This is a genomic window from Amycolatopsis sp. N2S4-7, assembly GCF_058119595.1.
Genome location: NZ_CP172299.1, coordinates 7,554,195 through 7,575,236 on the forward strand (window position 1 = coordinate 7,554,195; position 21,042 = coordinate 7,575,236).

The following is a 21,042-nucleotide window of genomic DNA, read 5'->3' on the forward strand; positions in this document are numbered from 1 at the left end:
CGACCTGCTGGCCGATGCCGTGCACGCACACGATCCGCCCCACCACGCCTCCCAACGTGAGAGCGCACGACTCTACGGTGCGCCATGGCTGGTGGTCGCTGGCCACGCTGACCACGTTCCGGTGCGCACTGTCTGCCACTCGAATGGCCTAACGATAGACGCGGGCGGGAAGTCCGCGAGGCTGCCACGAGGCGATGCAGTGCGTTGAACAGGCCAAGCCTCCGCTGGAATATTGCAACTTCGAATACATGCACGTCCCCAGCACACTGGGCGCCTTATATTGCGGCCAAAGACGCCGCCCAGGCCGGTGTCCATGCGACGAAGTCGTTAGCGTCGCGTGACAGGGCCGAGCATGCCCGAATGGCCGCCCCTGTCGTCAGCTGACCGGGCTGCGACCTTCAAGGAAGACGGTGTCGTGTCAGGTCCCGGCGCACTTTGGGCGATGCGTTCGCCGACCCAGGCGGCGGCCGCAGCGGGTGCGGTGCAAGCGTGGGCGGCTCGGCAGCCTTTCCGAGGGTCGGCTGATTGCCGGGACATCCATCCACGTCAATCGTATCTAAAAAGCTAAAAACGAAAAGAGCGTGCCATCTCGTTGAATTGCTCGGCGTAATCTTTTACTGCAACTGTTGCACGATCAACATCACCACCAAACAGGCCAGCATTCAGCGGCAGCCACGACGATCCCTGCGCTTCGAGTTCAGCGGACACAACACCTATCACCCCACTTCCAAAGTGGGCGCGCCACACAGAGCGACCAAACCAACTAGAACGTCCCACCCACGTTCGTTTCGAATCGGCAGCATTTCTAATATTATCGATATCCTGGGAAATAAGTCCCAGAAGCAATTCTGCCCGATCGAAAGCGTCGTCATAGGTCGAGTCATCCGCATACTGATCAGTGAAATGAGGACGAAGAATGGCGTGTAACCACTCGGCAACGGGCGCACGATACTTGCCGGCTTGCTTCTGTGTGAAGACACCAAAGGCAGTGCGTGCGTCCTCGCCGGTCTTGGCAACTCGAGCAACGACGCTCGGCAGCACATGACCCAAGTCACCGAAGGGGGTCCAAGGGTTCTCCGCCTCGGCGAGAGGGACGCGGCCTTCGCCGTATGGATGGGGAACGGTGACGTCGACGAGCAAGGCTTTCAGATTGTCCCACCGCCCCTGACCGGTCGCCGCCAGAGCGGCCGTAAACGTGGCGATCAGCGCCGGCACGTGTCGCAGGCTCAGCAAGGCGACGACGCCACCTTGCACCTTCGAAGCTTCGCTCGCGACAGCCCGCAGCCCTGAAACCCACGGCATCAAGGTCTGTTCGTCGCCCCACCGAGCAGCAACCTGGAGTGAGGCGACAAAGGGCTCCGACAGTTGCCAGTACAACGCTACAGTCTCGGCACAACGCACCACCTGGTCCTCGTTGGACCCTTCCAGTTGCTGAGTCGGGAACTTCTCTTCGTCCCGCATGGCCGTCAGGAGCCGCTGAGTCTCCGCTGAGATGAGGTCATCGAGCTCGATCCGCTTTTGCGGATCGATAATCATCTCCTTGGTCATGCGGCGGACGGTGGCTGGACGGCTGGCGGCGTCAGCCTCGGCGAGCGAAGCGCGCACCGTCGCCGGGTCCGGTCCGGTCGTGCCCATGACCTTGCCGATGGTGGTCGTCAACGCGACCATGTTGACCAGGTACTGATCACCGAAGAGGTCGATGTAGTTGAGGTCCCTGAGCGTGCGGTCGGCACGGAGGTTCCACTCCGGGATGTCGCCGTCGTCGAAACGCACCGGGATCAGCCAGGTCGCTCCGGGCGGGTACAGGCGGAACTCTTCGGTCGCGAGGGTGAGTTCCTCGTTCATGTACGACTTCGGCTTCGCCCGGGACTGCTCGGAGAAACAGGCGAGGAACACCAGCGATCCGGCACGGATGGCCTCGCGGACCTTGTCCTTCCACTGGTCGCCGGGGGCCAGCGAAGTCCGGTCGCGCCAGTAGGGGATCTGTGCCGCCTCCAGCGCCTGGCACAGCTGATCGACCTGCGCCGAGTCTTCGTGCACGTAGGAGATGAAGACGTGCTTGGCCTCTCCGGTCGTCATGCTATCGAGCATACTTCCGGGTTCCGACGAACTTGCACGGGTCACGGCGTCGTCAGTCCCATCCGGACGGCGTCGGCCAGTACCCGGTTCGCATCGGCCGTCAGAGCCCGGCTGTCCCCGCACGAGGCACAGCCGGGCAGGACGTCGACCACGCCATCCCGGGTGACCGCGACGACGTGGCTGCCGTCCGAGGTGAAAGCCAATCCGCGGACCGCACCCGACGTCTCGGTCAGGATCATCCCGGGGTTACCGTCTCGAGGGACCCAATATTCCACGGTGCCGTCGGAAAGTCCGATCGCGCCGCGGGAACCGTCGTGGTTCACCACCACCGAACGCGCCTGCTGTCCCGGCCGCAACGGCACGAGCAACCGTGACCACTTCCAGCTGCCGTCGTCGCCGCGGTTCCCGACGAGGGCGTGGCCGACGTTGCCGGTTCCGTCGCCGACCAGCGCGACGGCGCCTCCGTCGGCGGAGACCGCGATGTCTTGCCAGTAGCTGTGATCCAGCGGCGTGCTGTATACCAACCGCAGGTTCCCGAGTGAGACGTCGGTTTGCTCGACGAAACCGATTCCCGTTGCCACGTACAACTCGCCGTCTGGACCGACGGCGACCGCGGAGGCACCTCCGTACGGAACCGGTGTTCTCGCGGTGATCTTCCCCGATCGGGTATCGACGGCCAGGATGTCGCCCTCCACGCAGGCCACGATCACCGCAGCGCCTGCCTCGGCGAAGGTCAGGGACACCGGCGTGCAGTCGTTTACCGCCACCTTGGTTTCCCGGCCGGCCGGCAACTCGGCGATGAGAATGGTCCCGGCCGAGCCGAGGACGGCCTTGGTCCGTGCCGTGTCGACGGCGGCGGTGATCACGCGGGTTGCCGTCGTCTGCCGCACCAGGCTGGTATGCGGGTTCCGCTGGTCAATCGCGATGACTCGCCCGTCTTGAGTGGTCGCGAGGAACCTTCCGTCGCCGTCTGCCTCCGACAGCGCGACGAACCAGGTGCGGGGGTCGTCAAAGAGACGGTCACCGTGGCGCCACGGCCATCTCGTGAGCCGATGCTCGCCCGCAATAGCCCAGATCTGGCGGCCGTCGGCCGTCCACGCCAACTCGCGCACGGCCCCCACCCCGCCACGCAGATCGGCTCGCAGCACGCCGGTCGCGAGATCCCACAGCTCGATCGCACCACCCCGTCCGACGGCGAGCGTTCTGCTGTCAGGGGAAAATCTGACGAGTCCGGTCGCGGCCAAGGACCGGTACAGCGCTCCAGTCGCGAGCGCTCGAACCTCCACCGAGGACCGGCCCGCCCGCACGACCGCGATCCGCGATCCATCAGCCGAGGCCACGATGTCCATGACGCCGCCGTCTCCGTCGACGTCAGCCACCACCGAGCCGGTCGGCGAGAAAACCGTCAGCCGTCCCGTGTCCAGGCCGAGCGCAACGTACTCGTCAGTCACGGCCATCTTCCCGCCGCCGGCTCCCCGCCACCGGCGTACCCCGCCGTCGAGGGGATGCCAAACGCAGAGGTTTTGGCCGTCGGTGAATCCCACCGTTTTCCCGGATGCCGAGATGGCGGCGGTGCCGCGGCAGGGAACGGGCATCGAGCGGCCCGCGATTCGCGCGCCGGTTCCGTCAGGACCTGCCACGACCACGACAGCGCCATCCGCGCTCGTCGCGACCGAGGAGACCGCGGCCGGCCACTCCGTCTTCAAGGGGCCGGCGTGCCCGTCGGCCGCGTACACCGTCGGCTCGCCGGCGATGACCCCGGAAGCGAACCCGGCGAGCGGAGTACCCGGCAGTTCCGTGGACCGGTCGGGCACGGGGACGTTCATCGCGTCCTGCAAGCCCAGCAGTCCCAGATACCCGGTCTGGCTGAGACCGGCGGCCAGCGCGGTGGCGGCGCGCATGCCGTCGTAGGGATCTCGGTCGATATGCCCGTGCACGGTCGCTGCGGCGCTGTAGGCGTTGGCGGCGTTCGCCAGGTTCTCCGCCGCTTTCTCGCGTGCACCGACGAACACGTAAGTGACCAGTGCGGCCAGAACGAGAACCAGCCCGCCCAACCGCGAGAGCCATGCGCGCTGCCGGTGTCGCCGTACGCTGGCGTCGAGAAAGGACCGTGCGGTGCTGGTAAACGCGCGGTTCTCGTCTTTGGCGACCCGGCGGTGCGCGCGCAACGCGACCCCGCCGGCCAAGTCGTGTCTCTGGCGTCCCCGCCGATCCCAGACGGAGCTGCGGACCAGTAAGTCCGTGTGTGCCCGGTTGTCGTCGGTCTGAGCCAGTACGGCGTTGTGAATCAAGCGCGCGCCGGCAGTGGGTTCCTGATCGACGACGTCGATGTGGACGATTTTCTTCCCGAACTCGTCTGCCGTCGCCTTCTCGATGAGGCAGGCTTGCGACGCGTACCAGTGCAAGGATTCACAGCCGACGAAGACCGCGGATCGGAGAATCGCCTCCCGGACCTCTTCCAGCCACGGCACCGAGACCGGGATGTCACGCTGGTCGAACCAGCAGCTGACGCCGGCGCCCTCCAGCCGGGCGACGATCTGCTTGACCACTGCTTCGTCGGCTCGCGCATACGAGACGAACACCTGCTTCACCGCCGCGTCCCCCTTACTCGGCCGGTTCAGGCTGGCAGGCCTGGATCCCGAGCCGCTCACGGCTGTCGTCATCGAGGAAATCGAACTGGTTTTCCGTGTAACAGCCCCATAACCGCTCTCGGACACGCTCAACGAGCACGTCGTCCTGGTCGCAGCCGTCGCATGAGGTCGGTGACCACCACAGACCGCGTCCGGTCCCGATGAGCAGCCGGCGCGGGCTTGCCGTGCCCACTGACGTCACCGGCGAGCCATCCGGAACGGACCACCGCACGACTTCTGAGGCGGCGGAGCTCGAGACGATGACCTGAACCACGGTCCCGTCCGCGGCACCGGCGAGGACGGATCGGGTTGCGGCGTTCACGCTCACAGCTGTCACCGGTGCGGCCGACACCGGGATCCGCCAGCGTGCCCCTTGCCACGTGATCTCCAGGCGGCCGTCATGGCCGCCGGTCGCGTTCAGCCCGCTGTCCGCCATGGACGGTGCGCGCGAAGTACCGTGTGCGGCCTCCGGTTCGGTGGGCAAGGGACCGAAGGCCCGTGACCGCCAGAGATCGACGATGAAGCTGTCCAGGCACGCCAGCATGTCACCGTCCGCGGCGGCGCGTACGGCCATTACCGGCGTTTCGGTGCGGCACACTTCCCCGACCGCGACACCGGCACGAACGTCGAACACGTGGACGCCGAACTCCGGGCCTCCGTAGACGATCCGGCCACCGGGCAACACCGTCAGCACCGAGTTGGGATTCGCGAGTGCCTTGCCCGTCGGCCGGAGCGGGCCGTCGCCAGCGCTGTAGTAGAGCTGGCGATCCGGCCCGACGGTCGCGACGCCCAGTCCGTCCGGGGCCAGCACCGCCTGAGCAAACCGGTGGTCGGGATAGGAAAGGGGCTGGGACCGGGTACCCGTCACAGGGTCGACGACCAGCAGGTTGTCGCCGGACCGGACGAGAGCCCGGACGCCGCCGTCGTCGGTCTGTCGGAGATCGAAGACCCGGTCGAAGTGCAGAGACGGGCCCGGCGTCCCGGTCGCGAAGCCCACAGTGAACAGGTCGCCTCGGCCCGTGGCGACGGCGGCCAGTTGTTTATCGCCGGCGATGGCGACAGCCGAAGGTGGCTCCGGAAGCGGGATGGCGCGCTGGGCCCACGGCTCGCGAGTGATCAGCTGCAGCCCCTGCCCGGTACCGAGGACGATCCGGGTCAGATCGGGATCCGCGTCGAAATCGACCGGCGAGGCGGCACCGTCCACCGCGTGTTGCCAGGTCAGGTTCAGCGACTCGTTGTCCCACAAGGCCAACAGGCCGTTGGCGTCCAGCCCCAGCGTGCGCCGCCCGTCGCGGTCGAGCACGGCGAGCTGGATCGTCGTGGGATGGTTGGCGCCGACCAGGCCAAGCGACCACGGCTGGCCGAGAGCTGCATAGGTGGTGCTCCGCGGCTGCGTCTTGTGGTCGGCATCGGCTTGGAGCACCAGAGCCGCGGACAGCATGGCGGTCCGATCCGGCCTCGCCTGCATCAGCCACGGGACCGTCGTCGCCTGGAACTGCAGATTGGTCACCCCGGCGGCGGTGCGGATGAGGACGAAGACCGTGACCGCGATCGCCACGGCGATGACGGTCGCCAGTCCGCGGAGCCACCAGCGGCGATTACGCCTGCGCCGGATTCCCTTCGCGTCGCGACGCGAACACTCGACGTACTCGCGGATCAGGGGCGTCGGCGTGGCCAGCGGATCGTGCGCGGCGTCGGCGAGGTGGCGGACGGCGTGCTCCACCGCCTCGTACTCGGTGATCAGCAGGTGCCCAGGCCGGCCGGCTCCCTGCCATTCGGCCGCCGACGCGGCCAGGCTGCGATGGGTGCGGTAGCGCGACATGTCGGAATGGAGGGCGGCGAAAACCTCGCTCAGCCGCACTGGCGCGGCGGACGCGGACCACGCGATCCAGTTCGGCTCGGTCACCGCCGCGGGCAGACCGTTCGCATCCACGGTGCCGACCCGGATCGGCACCAGCCGAGCCCGCTCGTGCACTCGCACCGCATCCCGCCACACTGTGTCCAGCCCGGCATTCGCGGAAACGACGACCACGGCCCGCTCCGCCACTTCGGGCGGGTTGACGTCGGCCGACACCCCCAAGGCGTCCAACCCGCTCGCAACCTGCGTCGCAGTCGCGAGGTCAGCCGTGGCGGCGATCACCGCAACCGCCGAACCGGTGCGGACCACCCCCTGCGTCACGATGATCCTCCTCGGCCTCGGACATCGAGGTGGGAGTCGCGGAATCAGCGAGGCGCGTTACGGCGGGCGGCCGGATCAGTGTGGTACCGCTACCGCAACGATGAACCCCAGGACATACACGACGGCCAGGATCACGGGCAGCCACTGCTCGAGGTGAGTCAGCGGCCAGTACAGGGCCTTGTCCTTCCCCTCGCCGAGCGCCTTCCACTCCGCACGCCAATACGGGGACGCCGGCAGCCTCTCCTCCAGCATCCCCACCACCACGTACTTGGCCGTGTTGAGCTGGCGATACGACCGGACGATCCAGAACCAGGCCGCTGTCTGCGCCAGCAGGAGGCACAGCGGGAGGAACAGCAGCCACGAAGTCAGGAACTTCGAGTCCCACAACGCGCCCGCCGCGGTCAGGGTCGCGGTGTTCAAGCTGAGGAAGAAACCGTTGGCCAGCGCTCGCCGGGCGCTGACGCGATCGGCCATCTCCACGTAAATCTTGTACTGTTCGAGAACCGCCATCTGGTAGGCGGCCTTGTCGACGGCGTACGTGGCCTCATCGACCGCTTCAGTCCACAGACCACTGCGGACCTCCACGAGATCGATCGGCTTCGCCCGGAAGTACCGGAACAGGAATTGGATCACAGGCCCACTCTAGGCTCAGTCGCCTGTCACTTGACATAATTCGTCACGGCATATAACTCTGGCTCGACCTTCACGGCTTCGAGGACGCCCTGCAGCAGCGCGGCGGCCATCTGGGAGCGGCCGGCGTTGTGCACGCAGACGAATAGCACTTCGGGAGTGCGGGCCATGGGGGGTTCCTTTCACGGTTGGTTGCCGAGCTTGTCGAGCAGGCCGCGGACGTGGCGGTCGATCTCGTCGCGGATGCGGCGGACCATGTGCAGCGGCTCGCCGTCCGGGTCGGGGATGTCCCAGTCCAGGTAGCGTTTGCCCGGGTAGGTCGCGCACGCGTCGCCGCAGCCTATGGTGACCACGACGTCGGAGGCGCGCAGCACCTCATCGGTGAGCCGGCTTCGGGCAGGCGGCCTCAAGCGGGACGTGCAGCTCCCGCAGTGCGGCGGTGATGATCTCGGGCTCTCACCCCTGGGCTGCGAGCCTGCCGAGCGCACGTGACCCGGCCGAAGGCGTGGTGGTCGAGCAGGGCCGCGGCCATCTGCGAGCGGCCGACGTTGTGGACGCAGAGGAACAGCACCTGCCGGACGGTGACCTGCGTCAGCCCTTCTGCCCGGCCGAGGTCGATCAGCCGTTCGCGGGCGAACCGGGCGGCCGCGGGCACCGATGGCGCTCAAGCTGCTGTCAGGTGTACCGCGATCTGGGATGAGTGAGCTGGACGGCGACAACTCGGCGGATGGGCGTGAGGAGAGGTGGGCTCAGTGCAGACGTGCCACCAGCGGCAGCCACTGCTGGCCGCATGCTCGGTGCCGGCGGCTGGCCGGCTTGCCCCGCCAGCTCGCGGCAGGTCCCACTGGTGAGGCATTGCGTGCAGTCCGGCGTCGAAGGCCCGGTTTGCGCGTTACTGACTTCTCTGCACTAAGCAAGGCGACACGCGGTTTAGGGGTCTCGATGACGACCGATCCACTCAGCGTGACATGCTGACAACGGTCTTGTTACTCAACGTAGCGAACCGTGAAGTAAGAAAACCCCCGAGCGGTAAGTCCGCCCGGGGGAATCCCCGTAGTTCAACTACTTTTGTGGGTTCGCTTTCACGTTGTCACGTGTGGAGGCAGGCACGGGGGTTGGCGGTATGACCGGGAGCCGGCTGGCCCAGGAGGCCACCGACCAGCGGGTCGCCCTTCGGAGTCCGACCATCGGCTCGCGAAAGACCAGGGGGTGCTGCACTTTGCTGAGTCGGAAAGTTCCCTCGCTCAGCGCGAGCGACGGCGTCGTCGCCGACGCCGTCGTGATCGGCGCCCGGTGCCCTGCCGGCGGGCGGGCCGTCTCCCGTTCGGAGAGCGACGCGGCGGCCGAGGGCGGGCGGACTGAATGCGCGGAGGTGCGACGGGGTGCCCGCGGTCGGCCAGGAACTGTGCGCTCCTGAGCTCGAACTCGGCTTTCCATCTCACCAGCTTCCAGTAGGCCCGTAGGGTCTGACCGATCACGAAAACTACCACTGCGAGCAGTCCGTAGAGGGTGTTGACTCCGGCGATGATGCGCACCGGCGTCAAACCCCGCAGGATCTGCAGAACGTGAGCGAGAATCTCGCTCAGTTCCATGTGAGTTAGCCTCCAGCGAACCCTGTGCTTGGGCTAGTCACGTGACGACAACGTCCGACCGCCGTGCCGAGTTCCCGAGCTACTGCTGCCGGATCACGGGGAAACCTAGGTCGACCTCCTTCCTGATCGAAGTCAGTCGCTGAGCCTCGTCGCGCTTCTCCCGCAGCAGCCGGAGGGTGAGGTCGAGCGCTGCGAATCTGCGCCGACTTCATGCACCCCACCAGCGCGTCGCCTCGGACTCCGTCGCACGCTGCCAGGTCGGGACATGTGGTCCGTCCCGGCGTCGACGGCGTGTTCGACCTCGCCTTGGAAATCGGCGACGGCGTCGAGCAGCTCGAACACGTGCCCGCCGCGTCCCGGCGCCGACGGGGGCTTGCCGAGGTAGAACATCAGGCAATGCACGGTTCTGATGAACACGCGGTCCTTCGGTCCGGCCGCGGTACGGAAGTCCGGGGCGGCGAGGTAGTCGCCGCGGGTCATGACGACCCACAGCAGCAGCGAGGTGGCCCGGTGCTTGTTCGGGCCCCAGTCGGCGCGGATCCCCGGGTCGCGGAGTCGCTGCTTCGTCTGCAGTTCGGCGGCGACGGCCTCCCCGGACGTGGCCGGAATCCGCCAGGCGGCGAGCGCGCTGCGCCGCGCCCGGCAGTCGACCTCGAGCGGCTCGGTGTTGAGCCGGTCGATGGTCTCGTTCAGCGCCGTTTCCAGCTCGCTGTGCCGGTGGAGGGCGTCGGCCCAGCGGCGACGGTGCTGCGGGCGTTCGCGCCGCACCCGGCCGGGAAGCCGAGCGCGGCGGTGGCGGCTTCGACGGTCAGGCCGCTCGCGGCTTGGGCCAGGGTGATCGCCGCGAAGCGCCGGAAGCTGCGCAGCAGCGCGGCCGGGCCGTCCGCGAGGGCAGTCAGCGGTTCCAGGTGGTGGTCGGGGAGGTGCTGGGGAATGCGGTGCAGTTCCAGCCGGAGCGGGTGCAGGTCGAGTTCATCTGCGGCCACGACCGGCCACCGGGAGTGCCTCGGGTGGTGGTGGCCGGTCGTGGCCGGGGCCGCCGCCATAGTGGCGGTGGCTTGGTGGGGCGTGGTTGCGGCCGGCTTGCGGTGACGTGTTCGCGCGCCGCCGTGCGCATGCGTGGTGAGCAGTGCCGGAGGAACTGCTCGAGGTCCCGGAACTACACGCTGTCGCCCTCGACGGAGGCGACCAGCTCGGTGAGCGCGTCGCCGTCGGCGCGCAGCTGGTCGGCCAGGGTCAGTAGGTGTCCGCAGGTGCGTGGATCGGTGGCGGGGCCGCCTCGTAGCCGCAGGTCGTTGACCTGCTGCCTGGCGGCCCGTAGTCGGGACATCTCCCGGTCGACCTCGGCGATGTGACCGTCGATCAGGTTGAGTCGAGTTCCAGCGCCGCGAACCGCGCCGCGAAGGGCCACGATCGGCGGATGAGCCGCATGATCAGGTGAAGATCGTAGAAGTACCGGCCATCGCCGGCGCCGCGCTAGGGCTGGATCCAGCCGGAGCCGGACCAGCAGACGCTCCTGGAACGCCAGCACGAGAGGCAGGTTGCGGTCGGGGCTGGTCCAGCCCCGGTGCGGTCAAGCCGGACCCCGCACGCAGGCCGGCCGGGCCGCGGAGTCAGGCAGTGATCAGCGGCCGGACGTGGCGGTGTAGCGCCTTAATCAGGTCGGGTTGGTCCCTGTGGGACTCGATCCGCGAGAGACCCAGGCCGCGGAGCGGCCGTACTCGACCAGCTCCTGTTCAGCCAGGTGGTAATGCTGGCCGCTGCGGCCACGATTCTGCCAGGTAGGTCCGGACAGTCGGACGGCGAAACATTGCGGGATGGGCAGCGCTTCGCGCGGCGCCCGAGCGCAGGCTACGGCGCCCGGGACCCGTGGATGCGCGGGTTATGGCTTGCGTGCGACGACGCCAGCGATGCAGCGTTCGACTTGGTTGAGTGGGGTCAGTTTCGGTCCGTCGGCCACCAGTAGTCGCACAGCTCGAGTTTCGGCTCCTTGCCCGGCCCTGGGGGCATGATTTCCAGCCCGTCGACGAACTGGAGGATCTGTCGTTCGTGCGGAACTTCCCGGAGCCCATGGGGCTGTGGAGGAACAGGTCTTCCATCTTGCGGGCCAGGCCGCTGAGTTCTTCGATTTCCGGGTCGAAGAAGTGGGCGATGACCACGAAGGAGCCGCTGGGCAGCGCGGTGATGTAGTCGCGCATCAGATCGGCGCCGTTGTCGGCGGTGTAGTGGTGCAGCGTCCCGACCTGCAGCAGCGCCAGTGGCCGGGTGAAATCGAGGTGCTCGCGGACCGTTTCGTTGTTCAGCACCTCGGCGGGTTGGAAGATGTCTTCGGAGACGAAGTGGGTGTTCGGGTTTTCCTCGAGGATCGCGCGGCCGTGCGCGATGACGACCGGGTCGTTGTCGACGTACACGACCTGGGTGTCGGGTCGACCCGTTGCGCGATCTGGTGGGTGTTCTCCGCGGTGGGCAGGCCGGAGCCGCAGTCGAGGAACTGCTTGATCTTCGCCTGCTGGGCGAGGAACCGCACGGCGCGCGTCAGGAAGTTGCGGTTGGACCAGGCCAGGTCGGCGACCTCGGGGGCTCGGGTGGCGACCTGCCGCAGCACTTCGCGGTCGATCTCGTAGTTGTCCTTGCCGCCGAGCGCGGCGTCGTAGACCCGGGCGATGCTGGCCCGAGTGGGATCCACGCCGACCGGGACTGAACTTGGCGCCAGGAACTCCGACTGCGTCATTCCACCCTCACACACGGCCGTCACAGCGATGGTCACTGCAGCGTAGTGGCTCGGCTTCGCACCGTAAAAGGGGGACAGCTGCCTGGTGGTAACTGTGGGTGAGTTGCTCACCCACAGGGCGCAGGCGCTGGCGGAGCCACACATCGCGTGGCTGATCGCCGCCAGCGCGACTTCGGAAGACGGGCGTCGCCCAGTCGCCATCAGCCCGCACCGTGGAGACCCACCTGCGCAACATCGATGGCAGGCTGGGCATCAACATTCGTCGGCAACTCAGAGACCGCCGCAGTCTGCGATCAGCTACCTGGTGTTCCACTGCCAATTCGTGGTCAGCGGGCTCTCCGGACGGTCGCTGGCCTGCAATCTCCCCGCTGCCCGAGCGTCAAGCGTCTCGCCTTCGAGCATCGAGGCGACTGGGCGGCGAGCGTAGAAGGCCAAGGCGGCCAAGCCAACCATGTTGGCACGGCCAGCCACCAGGCCGGCAATCAGACGGATCCCCCTCGGCCGGGCACCCAGTAGGTGTGTTCGTGGTCCGGTTCAGCGGCGCGACGTCGGCCCGGAGGTCGCGCCATCGGCCTTGCCCCGGCGGGAGCGGTGACAGGCGATCAGCTGTCGAGGGCCTACTTCAACGGCGAACGAAGTGGGCACACGGCGGCACGGACCTGATCCGCTTCCACCGGGCCGACGATGGACATCACGAAGTGCGGCTGGAGTACTAGGGCTCGTAGGAAACCGAGAACCGAACGTCCAGACCGTAATGAAAGTCATCGTCCACGGTGGAGACCGGACAGTCCATCAGAAATGTGTTGTTAATAACCGTCTCCACATCGCGCCCGTGCGGAATCGGCAACGTGACACGGCCCATTGCTCCCTCTTCGGGCTCGACGATACCGTCGTGCTCGACACCCCATGAGCTCACACTGACACTTTCCTGCCCAGGCTTGACGATCTCGGGCGCACCAACGTGTGCAAAGCCAACGGAATAGGGTCGATCCGTCTCGCCCCAATCGTCAATATCCTGTGTAGGTAAATGAAACTCCTTAATGTGTCCCTGTTGATACCCTTTGGTAAAGTCAACGTAAAACCAGAACTCGCCCTCACCGTAGGTCCCCGGATCTCCATCGTTGTAGATGTGCATCGTAAGGAACTCAACTGTGAGCTTTCGCTTGAGTGAATCGAACTCTGCTGTCTTGAATTCCCAATTCCCAGAAGAGTCGACCACGAGAACCAAGAAAAAATAGTGATTGCCAGGTAGAATTGGATTGATCTCCACCGAGTGATCTTGACTGGACGCCAGGGGTGCAGTCGGGCTTCCGTCAGGCGAGTCGAGATGTGGAATGCCGTTGGTATCAAACACCGGCGGAGTTCGGCTCACTCCGATCTCGACGATGTTCGTGGGGACTCTTGTGTGTGTCTGATGCCAGTACCAGGTCCCCCCGATGGCCTTATTTTCATCAGAGATCAAGTTCTGCGCTTCTGGCTTCTTCCAAAGGCAGCAGACCTTCAAGGAGGCCAACTGGAGCGGGTCGGACGTCAGCGGCCCATGATTGTCCTCGAAGACGGCGATCTCGTAACTGTTGCCGGGTGTCAGTGTGACAGGAAACTGCCCGTCGCGGTCGGCTACATCGCCTAAGCCGGTCCGGGTGTGGACCTTAACCTCCGACCACTCACTGCCCGATAAGCGTTCCCAAAGCTCATGCCAGCTTTCCTTGCCGTAGGTAATGGTCGTGCTGAGGCTAGTTTGCCCGGCTTCCTTGTCGACAACGATGGGGCTGGGCGTGGCGCTTAAGGTCGGCATGGGCACCTCCCGACAGGCAAATCTCGGGATAGCATACCCCCGGGTCTACGAGCGGACAACACGCACGTCACCGTCCACGCCGCCATCCCCGAGCAAGGCTGGCAATTAACCAACTGGTGCACTTTCGGCCTCGCGACACCCCTGTCCGCCCGAATGACGCCGATGAATCGCTCAATCAACCTCAGATGTTCGTCGCTACCGCTGAGCTGACACTAAACAAACCGGGCGAGGTTGCTTGCGCGCGCTACCGTTCCTTTCGTGCGGGAGGCGATTGTGGGCGTCCTGGTGTTGCCAGTCTCGCGGCATGCACGGTTACTGCACCCGACTCCCGCCCCGTAGAACCCAGCGCGACATCCCTGTGTTCGCGGCGTCACCGTGACCGGTGCGGGCAAACCCGTCCAGAAGCGCGGGCGTCCAGTCCCGCAACAATTCGTGCTCCCCAGCAACCTGCTGCCCGACGCCATGCACGCACACGATTCGCGCCACCAAGTCTTCCCACGCGAGTGCACACCCAAAAGCTCACGCAGTGCGCTACGGCTAGTGATCACAGGCCGCACTGCCCACGTTCCCTCCCTGCGCGCCGACCACCCGGATGGCGGTCCAGCAACGAACGGCGGTGGTCGAAGCGGCCAGCGCCAAGGCAGGACGACGCTGAGCCTCCAACAGGTGAGCGGCGTAGTCTGCAGCGAATAGTGCACGTTCGAATACGTGCACTCCACCGGCATGCGACCTCGATAACACCAGGTAAAAGACTTCAGTGTGGTGTTGTCGACTCCACTCGGCGACGAAGCCGGAGACGTGATTGACTGCGATACGTAGTACGGTCAAATGGTCGACGCGAGGGCGCGACGGGGAGGATCGAGAGTGTCGGACAGTGATTGTCGAGCGACAAGCTAGATGGTCATCGACAAGCATTCTGGTCATTCGTGTGGCCGCCCGACACTGAAGCTGGCTCTCGCCGACCGAGATGTACGCCGCGTTCGTCGCCGCGCGGCCGGATACGCGCCGGTGATGCTGTCCGGCGAGGACTTATTTGATGCTGTTGTCCGCGCTCTGCGCATTCGACGCATGTGACCGTGCGCGACGTAGGGCGGCGACCGCACCAGCCGTTCGCGACGAGCGCCGCGCCCGCATGGCCGCGCTGCCGATGCCCGACCCGTACCGGGTGTCGGTGGTCCGGGCGTTCACCTTCACCGAGCTGGACGCCGACCGCCGCACTCCCGCCAACCTGCTGGAGCATGCGTCGGCGTCGGGCTATGAGGGGCTCGTGGCGAAGCGCCGCAGCGGGATCTACCAGCCGGGTCGGCGCAGCGACGGCTGGCGCAAGCACCCGCTGATCCGCACCACCGAGATCATCGTCTGCGGCTACCGGCCCGGCCAGGGTCGCATCGCCGGCCGGATGGGCGGCCTCGCGCTCGGCGCCCACGACCCCGACACCGGTGACCTGGTCTACATCGGAGACGTGGGGACCGGGTTCAGCGAGGCCGACCGCTCCCGCCTCGAGCCCCTGGAGCGACGGACGCATCCGTTCGCGGTCGCGCCGCCCGGCGCGGACGTCGCCCGGGTCCGCTGGGTCGAACCCGAGCTCGTCGGCGAGGTCGTGTTCCGCACCTTCACCAGCGCCGACCGTGTCCGGCACACGGCCTGGCGCGGCCTGCGCGACGACCGCGTCCCCGCCGAGGTTGTCGCACCCGGTCCTGTTCTGGCATCGGTCGAGACGGCGGCGCCACCGGAACCAGCCGACACCGCTGCCCCGGTCGAGGCGGCTGCGGCACCGACCGCAGCACCGACGGCCGCAATGGGACAGAAGGTCACTGTGCAGGCTGGAAACCGGCGTCTGACCCTGTCCAACCTCGACAAACCGCTCTATGCCGACGGCTTCACCAAGGGCGAGGTGATCAATTACTACTCGCGCATCGCTGACGTGCTTCTGCCCCATCTGGCCGGCAGGCCCGTCACCTTCATCCGCTTCCCCGACGGCGTCGGCGAGGGCAAGCAGCAGTTCTTCGAGAAGAACGTCCCCAACGGCGCCCCGGACTGGCTGCCCCCGGTCCGGCTGCCCAGCACGGGCACCCGCTCCGGCCGCGGTAAGGGCGTCATCGAATACGCGCTGCTGGAGGAGCTGCCGGCGTTGGTATGGGCAGCGAACATGGCCGCGCTCGAACTGCACGTCCCGCAATGGCGAATCGATCCCGACGGCGGGCGGTGCCCGCCGGACCGGCTGGTGTTCGACCTCGACCCCGGCCCCGGGACGTCGATCGTGGACTGCTGCCGGGTCGCCGAACGCCTGCGCGACCTCCTCGACGCCGACGGGCTCACCGCGTTCGCCAAGACCTCCGGGTCCAAGGGAATGCAGCTGTACTGCGCAGTAACGACTGACGCCCCGGCGGCGCCCTCGGCCTACGCCAAGAAGCTCGCTCAGCATTTGGCTCGCGAGACGCCGTCGTCGGTCACCGCGGTCATGGCGAAGAACCAACGAAACGGCCGGGTGTTCATCGACTGGTCTCAGAACAACCCGGCCAAGACCACCATCGCCCCGTACTCCTTGCGCGGCCGCGAGCATCCGATCGTCTCGACACCGGTCACCTGGGCCGAAGTTGAGCAGTGCACGCACGTCGCGCAGCTGACGTTCACGGCCGACGACGTCCTCGACCGCGTCCGGCGCCACGGCGACCTGCTCGCCGGTACCCAAGCGCCGCTACCTGCCCGATGAGGTTAGGCCTTACCAGCGGCGAGGCCGGCAGCGTCTGGCCAGAAAGGCAGGGCTAGGTGGCAAACCGGGGGGCGTTTTGCCGCCTAGCCACGCTGCCGTGCTCGGGACGGTCGGGGGCGTGCCGAACCAGTCCTAGGCAAGAAGTTGCGCCGCGCACGGAATGACGGCCCAGACGCGCAGACCACCGAGATGGGTGACGCCGGTGCCCGGAAATCGACAGGACGCCGGCCCCCGACCCTGCCGAGCCACCCCGGGCACCGACCGGCTCCTTCTACCGTTGACTGACAACGCATCCACAACGCCAAGCGGTGACGTCCCTCGAGCGCGCGCCGGAGTTCACCCAGTCGTGAACCCGTCGCAGGCATGCCGCCTGTGAGACGTGGGGAGTGCCGGTACCCGACCCTGTGTGACAACGACACGCCGCAGACGACGAGCAGAAGGGGCTTAGCGTTTAGATGAGTGAACCGGCGAGGCAGGGCGCCGCCCGGCTGCGGGCTCGACATGGAAGCTGACACCTCGCCAGCTCAGCCAGCGGACGCCCCAGGCGCGCTATTGGCACGAGCCGGAGCCGTCATGTTGAGGTTATGGCTTCGTCGGACCACGTGGTGCTGTCCCGCTAGTGATTCGGATCTGAACTGATGTGCGACACCGCCGTTCCCCGGACACGCACAGACCGACCGGCTGCGACGACTCGCCCAGTCGAGCAACCAGCGCCACCAGCGACGACGCGGCGCTCATTGTGAGCACAGCGCTGGCCCCGGCGACGCTGCACCGGGGCCTCCCTTCCCTTCCACCGTTTGATGCGTGGACAGTCGCACGTCCGTGTCCTGCGGCTACGGGGCAGGGGACGTCGACGAGCCGCAGCGTGGCGATGGCCTGCTAGAGCAACCGCTCGGAGCCAGACGGCAAATGCGAAGCCCTACTCAGGTAGGGCAGTGATCGTCCAGTGCTCTAGTCCGGCGGGGTTGGGATCATCGAGTGGTGGGGTGAACGTGGCGGGAGACACCAGGAGGCGACGGGTTACGACGACGTCGCGGTTGCCGGTGACAGGCACGGTGAACTGAGTTTCAGGTTGGACGTAGTCGGGGTTCTCGAACTGCAGCTCTTTACCGCTGAAGACGAAGGCGCCGCTGCTCTCTCGTAGAAGCAGCTCGTTCGTCGACTCGGAAGTGCCGATCGGCTTGACGGGGAACTCGATGTTGACGGTGACTATGTGGGACTGGAAGGCGCTGGCGAATGCGATGCCGTTGGGTCCGAAGGCGCAAATGTCGCCGGTGTCGAGCAAGTCGTCCACGAGGTCGGCTGGGAATTCAGTGCCGACCGGGGCAACGTTGGCGAGGAAGAACAGTCCGGGATAGACGGCGACGGTCCGGTGGACCCGCTGGATCACGGTCATGGATGCACGCTAGCAGGGGTGGTGCACGAATTTGACTGTTCGTGCACCACCCGAGCTCCGGCCTACGTAGGAGTCAGCTGGTTCAGTTTGCGCTGACAAATAGCCGTTCGCTGCCAGGGATGCGGTAGGCCTTATAGAAGGTGCCGACGTCGTTGCCGACGCTGCGGTTCTGGCCCAGGGCTATCGGTTTGCGGAGTAGCCTGTGGGCGAAGCGTCCGCGTGTCGTCGGCGTCCCGTGAAGATGTCGGCCTGAACCGACGCCCGTTGGACGCTGGGCCTGAGCGCTGCACGAACGCTCAGGTCCAGTCGCGTCAACGGGCGGTCGAAGTCCCGCGGCAACGGGTCTCCCGAAGCTGTATGCCCCTCGCCTGGACGTATGACGGAGGTCCTCAGCCTGACACTGGGCAAGTCGCTCTGCGGGGGGGGGGGGCCTGCAGCTGCTGTGTTCCGGTGCCAGGATCCTGGACCGGCCTGTGCAGCAGGTCCCGACGAACACCGCACGGTCCGCGCCGGTCGCCACGCGCAGGACCGGCGAGCCCGGGGTGTGGCCGGGCGCGGCTTCGAGCGTCAGGTTCCGCTCGATGCGATGACCGTCTTCCCACAGCGCGGCCCGGCCGAGCACGGGCGCGCCGCTGTCGGCGTAAACGAGCAGGCCGCCTTCGCGGCGAAGCATCGTTGCCGGTCAGGACATCGGTGCGGTCCGGGTTCCGCGACACCGGCCCGGTCGGTCGCGAACGGCCTGGCACACTCAGGCGGTGATCCTTGGATACGTCCTCGCGATGCTGGCCGCCGTCGCCTCGGGGAGTGGCTCCATCCTGGAGTCGGCCGGGGTCCGGCGGGCCGGCGCTTTCGGCGGCTCGCCTCAGGACCTGGTCGCGCTGCGCCGGCAGCCGCTCTACTTCCTCGGGGTGGGGGTCGATCTGCTCGGGTTCGTCTTCGCTGCCGCCGCGCTGCACCGTCTGCCGCTGTTCCTGGTCCAGTCGGTGCTCGCGTTCAGTGTCGGCGTGACCGCGACGATCTCCGCGATCCTCGGCGTCCGGCTGGTCGGCGCCGGGTGGGCGGCGCTGGGGGTCGGGGCGACCGGTCTGGTCCTGCTCGGCCTGTCCGCTGATCCGGGTCCCGCGCGGCCGCTGCCGCCCGGGTGGAAGCTGCTGCTGGTGGGCGTGGCGGTGGTGATCGCGGCGATCGCGTTCACCGCCCAGCGCCGGGACGGCCGCTGGTCGCCGATCGTGCTCGGGTTCTGCGCCGGGCTGGGGTTCAGCACTGTCGGGATCTCGGCGCGGACGCTCGACGTGTCCGGGCCGGTCTGGCGTCTCGCCGTGGAGCCGGCGCTGTGGGCGATGATCGTCAACGGGCTGGTCGCGGCGGTGGCGTTCGCGATGGCCCTGCAACGCGGCCGGGCGACCGCGGTCACCGCCATCATGTTCACCACCAACACCGCGGTGTCCTCGCTCATCGGCGTCGTGGTGCTGGACGACCGCGTCCGCGCCGGTTTCACCGCCGCGGCCGCCGTGGGCTTCGTTCTGGCTGTCGCCGGGGCGGTCGGCACTGCGCACTACGCGGCCGCCCATCGGCCGGAGCCCGGTACGTCCGCCGCGTGAGCGAAGCCGGTGGGCGCCGAATCCGGTCCATTCCGGGTACCGGCCACCCCGAGCTTTCCGCCGGATCTCTATCTGGGACTCCACGGGCGTTGCGCAATCGCGCCCGGCAAGAGGCGATGGCGCGGGTTCATCAGCTCCGCCGCACGCTCGTCTGCATGAGCGTGCCTCGAGCCGGCCGTGGTCAGCGGCGGGGAGTGCCGCAACCAGCGTGATCGCGGATGCGGCCTTCCCCGAAATGGTGCCGTTGACGTTCTGAGTGACGAACGCCGTGCCGCCGCCACTGAAGACCACGCGGGCCCATCATCCGCCGGTCGTTGCGCGGGTGTCAGCGCACTTGCGGCGCCAGACCGAGGGGCTGACGCCGCGGGCGCGTTTGAATGCGACGCTGAAGGCGAAGGCGTCCTGGCAGCCGACCGTGCGGGCCACGGTGGCGACGGTTGCCTCGGTGTCCCGGAGCAGGTCCGCCCCCAGAGTCATCCGCCAGCCGGTGAGATAGGTGAGCGGTGGCTGGCCGGTCAAGGTGGTGAAGCGTGCAGCGAAGGCGGCGCGGGATCGTCGTGCATCAGGCGCAGCGCGTCGCCGATGGCGGGATCTTCCAACGCCCGGTACCAGGCAGGGAGCACTGCCTGCGGCCGAAGCGCACCCGCCGAGCGTGGCCACGACGGTCAGGGGGGCGGATCGGCATAGGTCACCGACCACGGTGGCCGCCGGATCAGCTGCCGGACTCGCGTGTTGCCGGCGCGGGCACGGACAAGCAGATCACTCAGCACGTCCACCCCGCCCACCGTAGACGATCACAAAGGCATTCTCGACGTTCTCCCATGGATCGTCCTCGCGTCGGGGAGTTGGCTGTCTGACATGCAGAAAATCCACACCGTCGGCGGCACCGGGAAGACCGGTCGCCGCATCACCCGTCGCCTCAGGGCCACCGGCCAGGCAGTGCGAACGGCGTCCCGCACCGGCGGAGACATCGGGTTCGACCTCGCGGATTCGGCAACCTGGGCACCCGCACTCGAGGGCGTCACCGCCGCTTACGTCGTGGAACCCGACCTGCGGGCGAGCGGGGACCGCATCCCCACGTTCGTGGCCGAAGCGGTCGCCGCAGGTGTGCGGCGGTTGGTGCTCCTGTCGGCCGGCGGCGTCGGCGAGGCCGACGACCGCCATCCGCTCAAGGCCGCTGAACAGGCCGTGGGCGCCTCCGGACTCGACTGGACCATCCTGCGACCGGACTGGTTCTCGCAGAACTTCAGTGCGGGCCCCTGGCTGCCGGGAGTCCGCGCCGGGACGCTGTCCCTGCCCACCGGTGAAGGGCGGACGCCGTTCATCGACGCCGAGGACATCGCCGAAGTCGCCGCGGCGGCGCTCACCGAAGACCACCACAACAGCCGGATCTACCAGCTGACCGGACCACGGGCCATCAGCTTCGGTGAGGCGGCAGACCTCATCGGCAAGGCCACCGGACGCACGATCCGTTACATTGACGTCGCCCCCGAGGCCCACATCGAGCGCCAGGTCGCCAACGGCATCTCACCCGACATCGCGCGGCTGCTCACCGGCATCCTCGTCGCCATCCGCGACGGCTCGGCTCCCGAGCCCACCAACGGCGTGGAACGGGCCCTCGGCCGGCCCGCCAGACCGTTCGAGGACTATGTCACCGAAACAGCCGCCGCAGGTCTCTGGAACTGACCCGGCCGAT

The 21,042-nt window shown here is 67.3% G+C and carries 13 protein-coding genes and 4 pseudogenes; 4 read left to right on the plus strand and 13 right to left on the minus strand.

Annotation, left to right across the window (positions count from 1 at the left end):
• Positions 1-564: 564 nt before the first annotated feature.
• From ACH54P_RS35930 to ACH54P_RS35980, 11 genes and pseudogenes are all read right to left on the minus strand, one after another.
• A complete protein-coding gene (locus ACH54P_RS35930) occupies positions 565-2,079 on the minus strand; it encodes a toll/interleukin-1 receptor domain-containing protein (protein ID WP_489907741.1) in 1,515 nt (504 codons plus the stop codon).
• A 41-nt stretch (positions 2,080-2,120) separates the two neighbouring features.
• Complete coding sequence (locus tag ACH54P_RS35935; protein ID WP_489907742.1) at positions 2,121-4,670, minus strand: toll/interleukin-1 receptor domain-containing protein; 2,550 nt, start codon at positions 4,668-4,670, stop codon at positions 2,121-2,123.
• 13 nt (positions 4,671-4,683) lie between these two features.
• Positions 4,684-6,888, minus strand: coding sequence for a WD40 repeat domain-containing protein (locus ACH54P_RS35940; RefSeq protein WP_489907743.1), 2,205 nt, complete (start codon positions 6,886-6,888; stop codon positions 4,684-4,686).
• 75 nt (positions 6,889-6,963) lie between these two features.
• A complete protein-coding gene (locus tag ACH54P_RS35945) occupies positions 6,964-7,521 on the minus strand; it encodes a RipA family octameric membrane protein (RefSeq protein WP_489907744.1) in 558 nt (185 codons plus the stop codon).
• A gap of 92 nt (positions 7,522-7,613) precedes the next feature.
• Positions 7,614-7,688: pseudogene (locus ACH54P_RS35950) on the minus strand (arsenate reductase ArsC); the annotation flags it as partial.
• 12 nt (positions 7,689-7,700) lie between these two features.
• Positions 7,701-8,050 (minus strand): annotated as a pseudogene (locus ACH54P_RS35955) (arsenate-mycothiol transferase ArsC).
• Between the two features lie 1,192 nt (positions 8,051-9,242).
• Positions 9,243-9,878, minus strand: coding sequence for a hypothetical protein (locus ACH54P_RS35960; protein ID WP_489907745.1), 636 nt, complete (start codon positions 9,876-9,878; stop codon positions 9,243-9,245).
• Positions 9,800-10,096 (minus strand): hypothetical protein, encoded by a 297-nt coding sequence (locus ACH54P_RS35965; RefSeq protein WP_489907746.1) that lies wholly within the window; start codon positions 10,094-10,096, stop codon positions 9,800-9,802. Before ACH54P_RS35965 ends, ACH54P_RS35960 begins: the two co-directional genes overlap by 79 nt.
• 173 nt (positions 10,097-10,269) lie before the next feature.
• Entirely contained in the window at positions 10,270-10,440 is a 171-nt protein-coding gene (locus ACH54P_RS35970) for a hypothetical protein (protein ID WP_489907747.1), read from the minus strand.
• 552 nt (positions 10,441-10,992) lie between these two features.
• A pseudogene (locus ACH54P_RS35975) lies at positions 10,993-11,841 on the minus strand (SAM-dependent methyltransferase).
• 712 nt (positions 11,842-12,553) lie between these two features.
• A complete protein-coding gene (locus ACH54P_RS35980; protein WP_489907748.1) occupies positions 12,554-13,636 on the minus strand; it encodes a hypothetical protein in 1,083 nt (360 codons plus the stop codon).
• A gap of 897 nt (positions 13,637-14,533) precedes the next feature.
• On the opposite strand from ACH54P_RS35980, the gene ACH54P_RS35985 reads away from it, so the two are divergent.
• Both ACH54P_RS35985 and ligD read left to right on the plus strand, forming a co-directional pair.
• Positions 14,534-14,710: a hypothetical protein gene (locus ACH54P_RS35985; RefSeq protein ID WP_489907749.1), complete on the plus strand. Its 177-nt coding sequence runs from the start codon at positions 14,534-14,536 to the stop codon at positions 14,708-14,710.
• Positions 14,711-14,768: 58 nt separating this feature from the next.
• Entirely contained in the window at positions 14,769-16,349 is a 1,581-nt protein-coding gene (gene ligD / locus ACH54P_RS35990; protein WP_489907750.1) for a non-homologous end-joining DNA ligase, read from the plus strand.
• A 919-nt stretch (positions 16,350-17,268) separates the two neighbouring features.
• On the opposite strand, the gene ACH54P_RS35995 is transcribed toward ligD, so the two are convergent.
• On the minus strand, positions 17,269-17,745 hold the full coding sequence (locus tag ACH54P_RS35995; protein ID WP_489907751.1) for a hypothetical protein: 477 nt from the start codon (positions 17,743-17,745) through the stop codon (positions 17,269-17,271).
• Positions 17,746-18,500: 755 nt separating this feature from the next.
• Here ACH54P_RS35995 and ACH54P_RS36000 point away from each other — a divergent pair.
• Positions 18,501-19,346: a DMT family protein gene (locus ACH54P_RS36000; RefSeq protein WP_489907752.1), complete on the plus strand. Its 846-nt coding sequence runs from the start codon at positions 18,501-18,503 to the stop codon at positions 19,344-19,346.
• A gap of 300 nt (positions 19,347-19,646) precedes the next feature.
• On the opposite strand, the pseudogene ACH54P_RS36005 reads toward ACH54P_RS36000, so the two are convergent.
• Positions 19,647-19,981 (minus strand): annotated as a pseudogene (locus tag ACH54P_RS36005) (helix-turn-helix transcriptional regulator); the annotation flags it as partial.
• Between the two features lie 223 nt (positions 19,982-20,204).
• Here ACH54P_RS36005 and ACH54P_RS36010 point away from each other — a divergent pair.
• Positions 20,205-21,032, plus strand: a complete 828-nt coding sequence (locus tag ACH54P_RS36010; RefSeq protein ID WP_489907753.1) for an NAD(P)H-binding protein — start codon at positions 20,205-20,207, stop codon at positions 21,030-21,032.
• The last annotated feature ends 10 nt before the right edge of the window (positions 21,033-21,042 follow it).

Coding starts and splice junctions, on each gene's coding strand:
- ACH54P_RS35930 (WP_489907741.1), bottom strand. CDS start 2,079: ATGACGACCGGAGAGGCCAAGCACGTCTTCATCTCCTACGTGCACGAA.
- ACH54P_RS35970 (WP_489907747.1), bottom strand. CDS start 10,440: ATGTCCCGACTACGGGCCGCCAGGCAGCAGGTCAACGACCTGCGGCTA.
- ACH54P_RS35980 (WP_489907748.1), bottom strand. CDS start 13,636: ATGCCGACCTTAAGCGCCACGCCCAGCCCCATCGTTGTCGACAAGGAA.
- ACH54P_RS35985 (WP_489907749.1), top strand. CDS start 14,534: ATGGTCATCGACAAGCATTCTGGTCATTCGTGTGGCCGCCCGACACTG.
- ligD (WP_489907750.1), top strand. CDS start 14,769: ATGGCCGCGCTGCCGATGCCCGACCCGTACCGGGTGTCGGTGGTCCGG.
- ACH54P_RS35995 (WP_489907751.1), bottom strand. CDS start 17,745: ATGACCGTGATCCAGCGGGTCCACCGGACCGTCGCCGTCTATCCCGGA.
- ACH54P_RS36010 (WP_489907753.1), top strand. CDS start 20,205: ATGCAGAAAATCCACACCGTCGGCGGCACCGGGAAGACCGGTCGCCGC.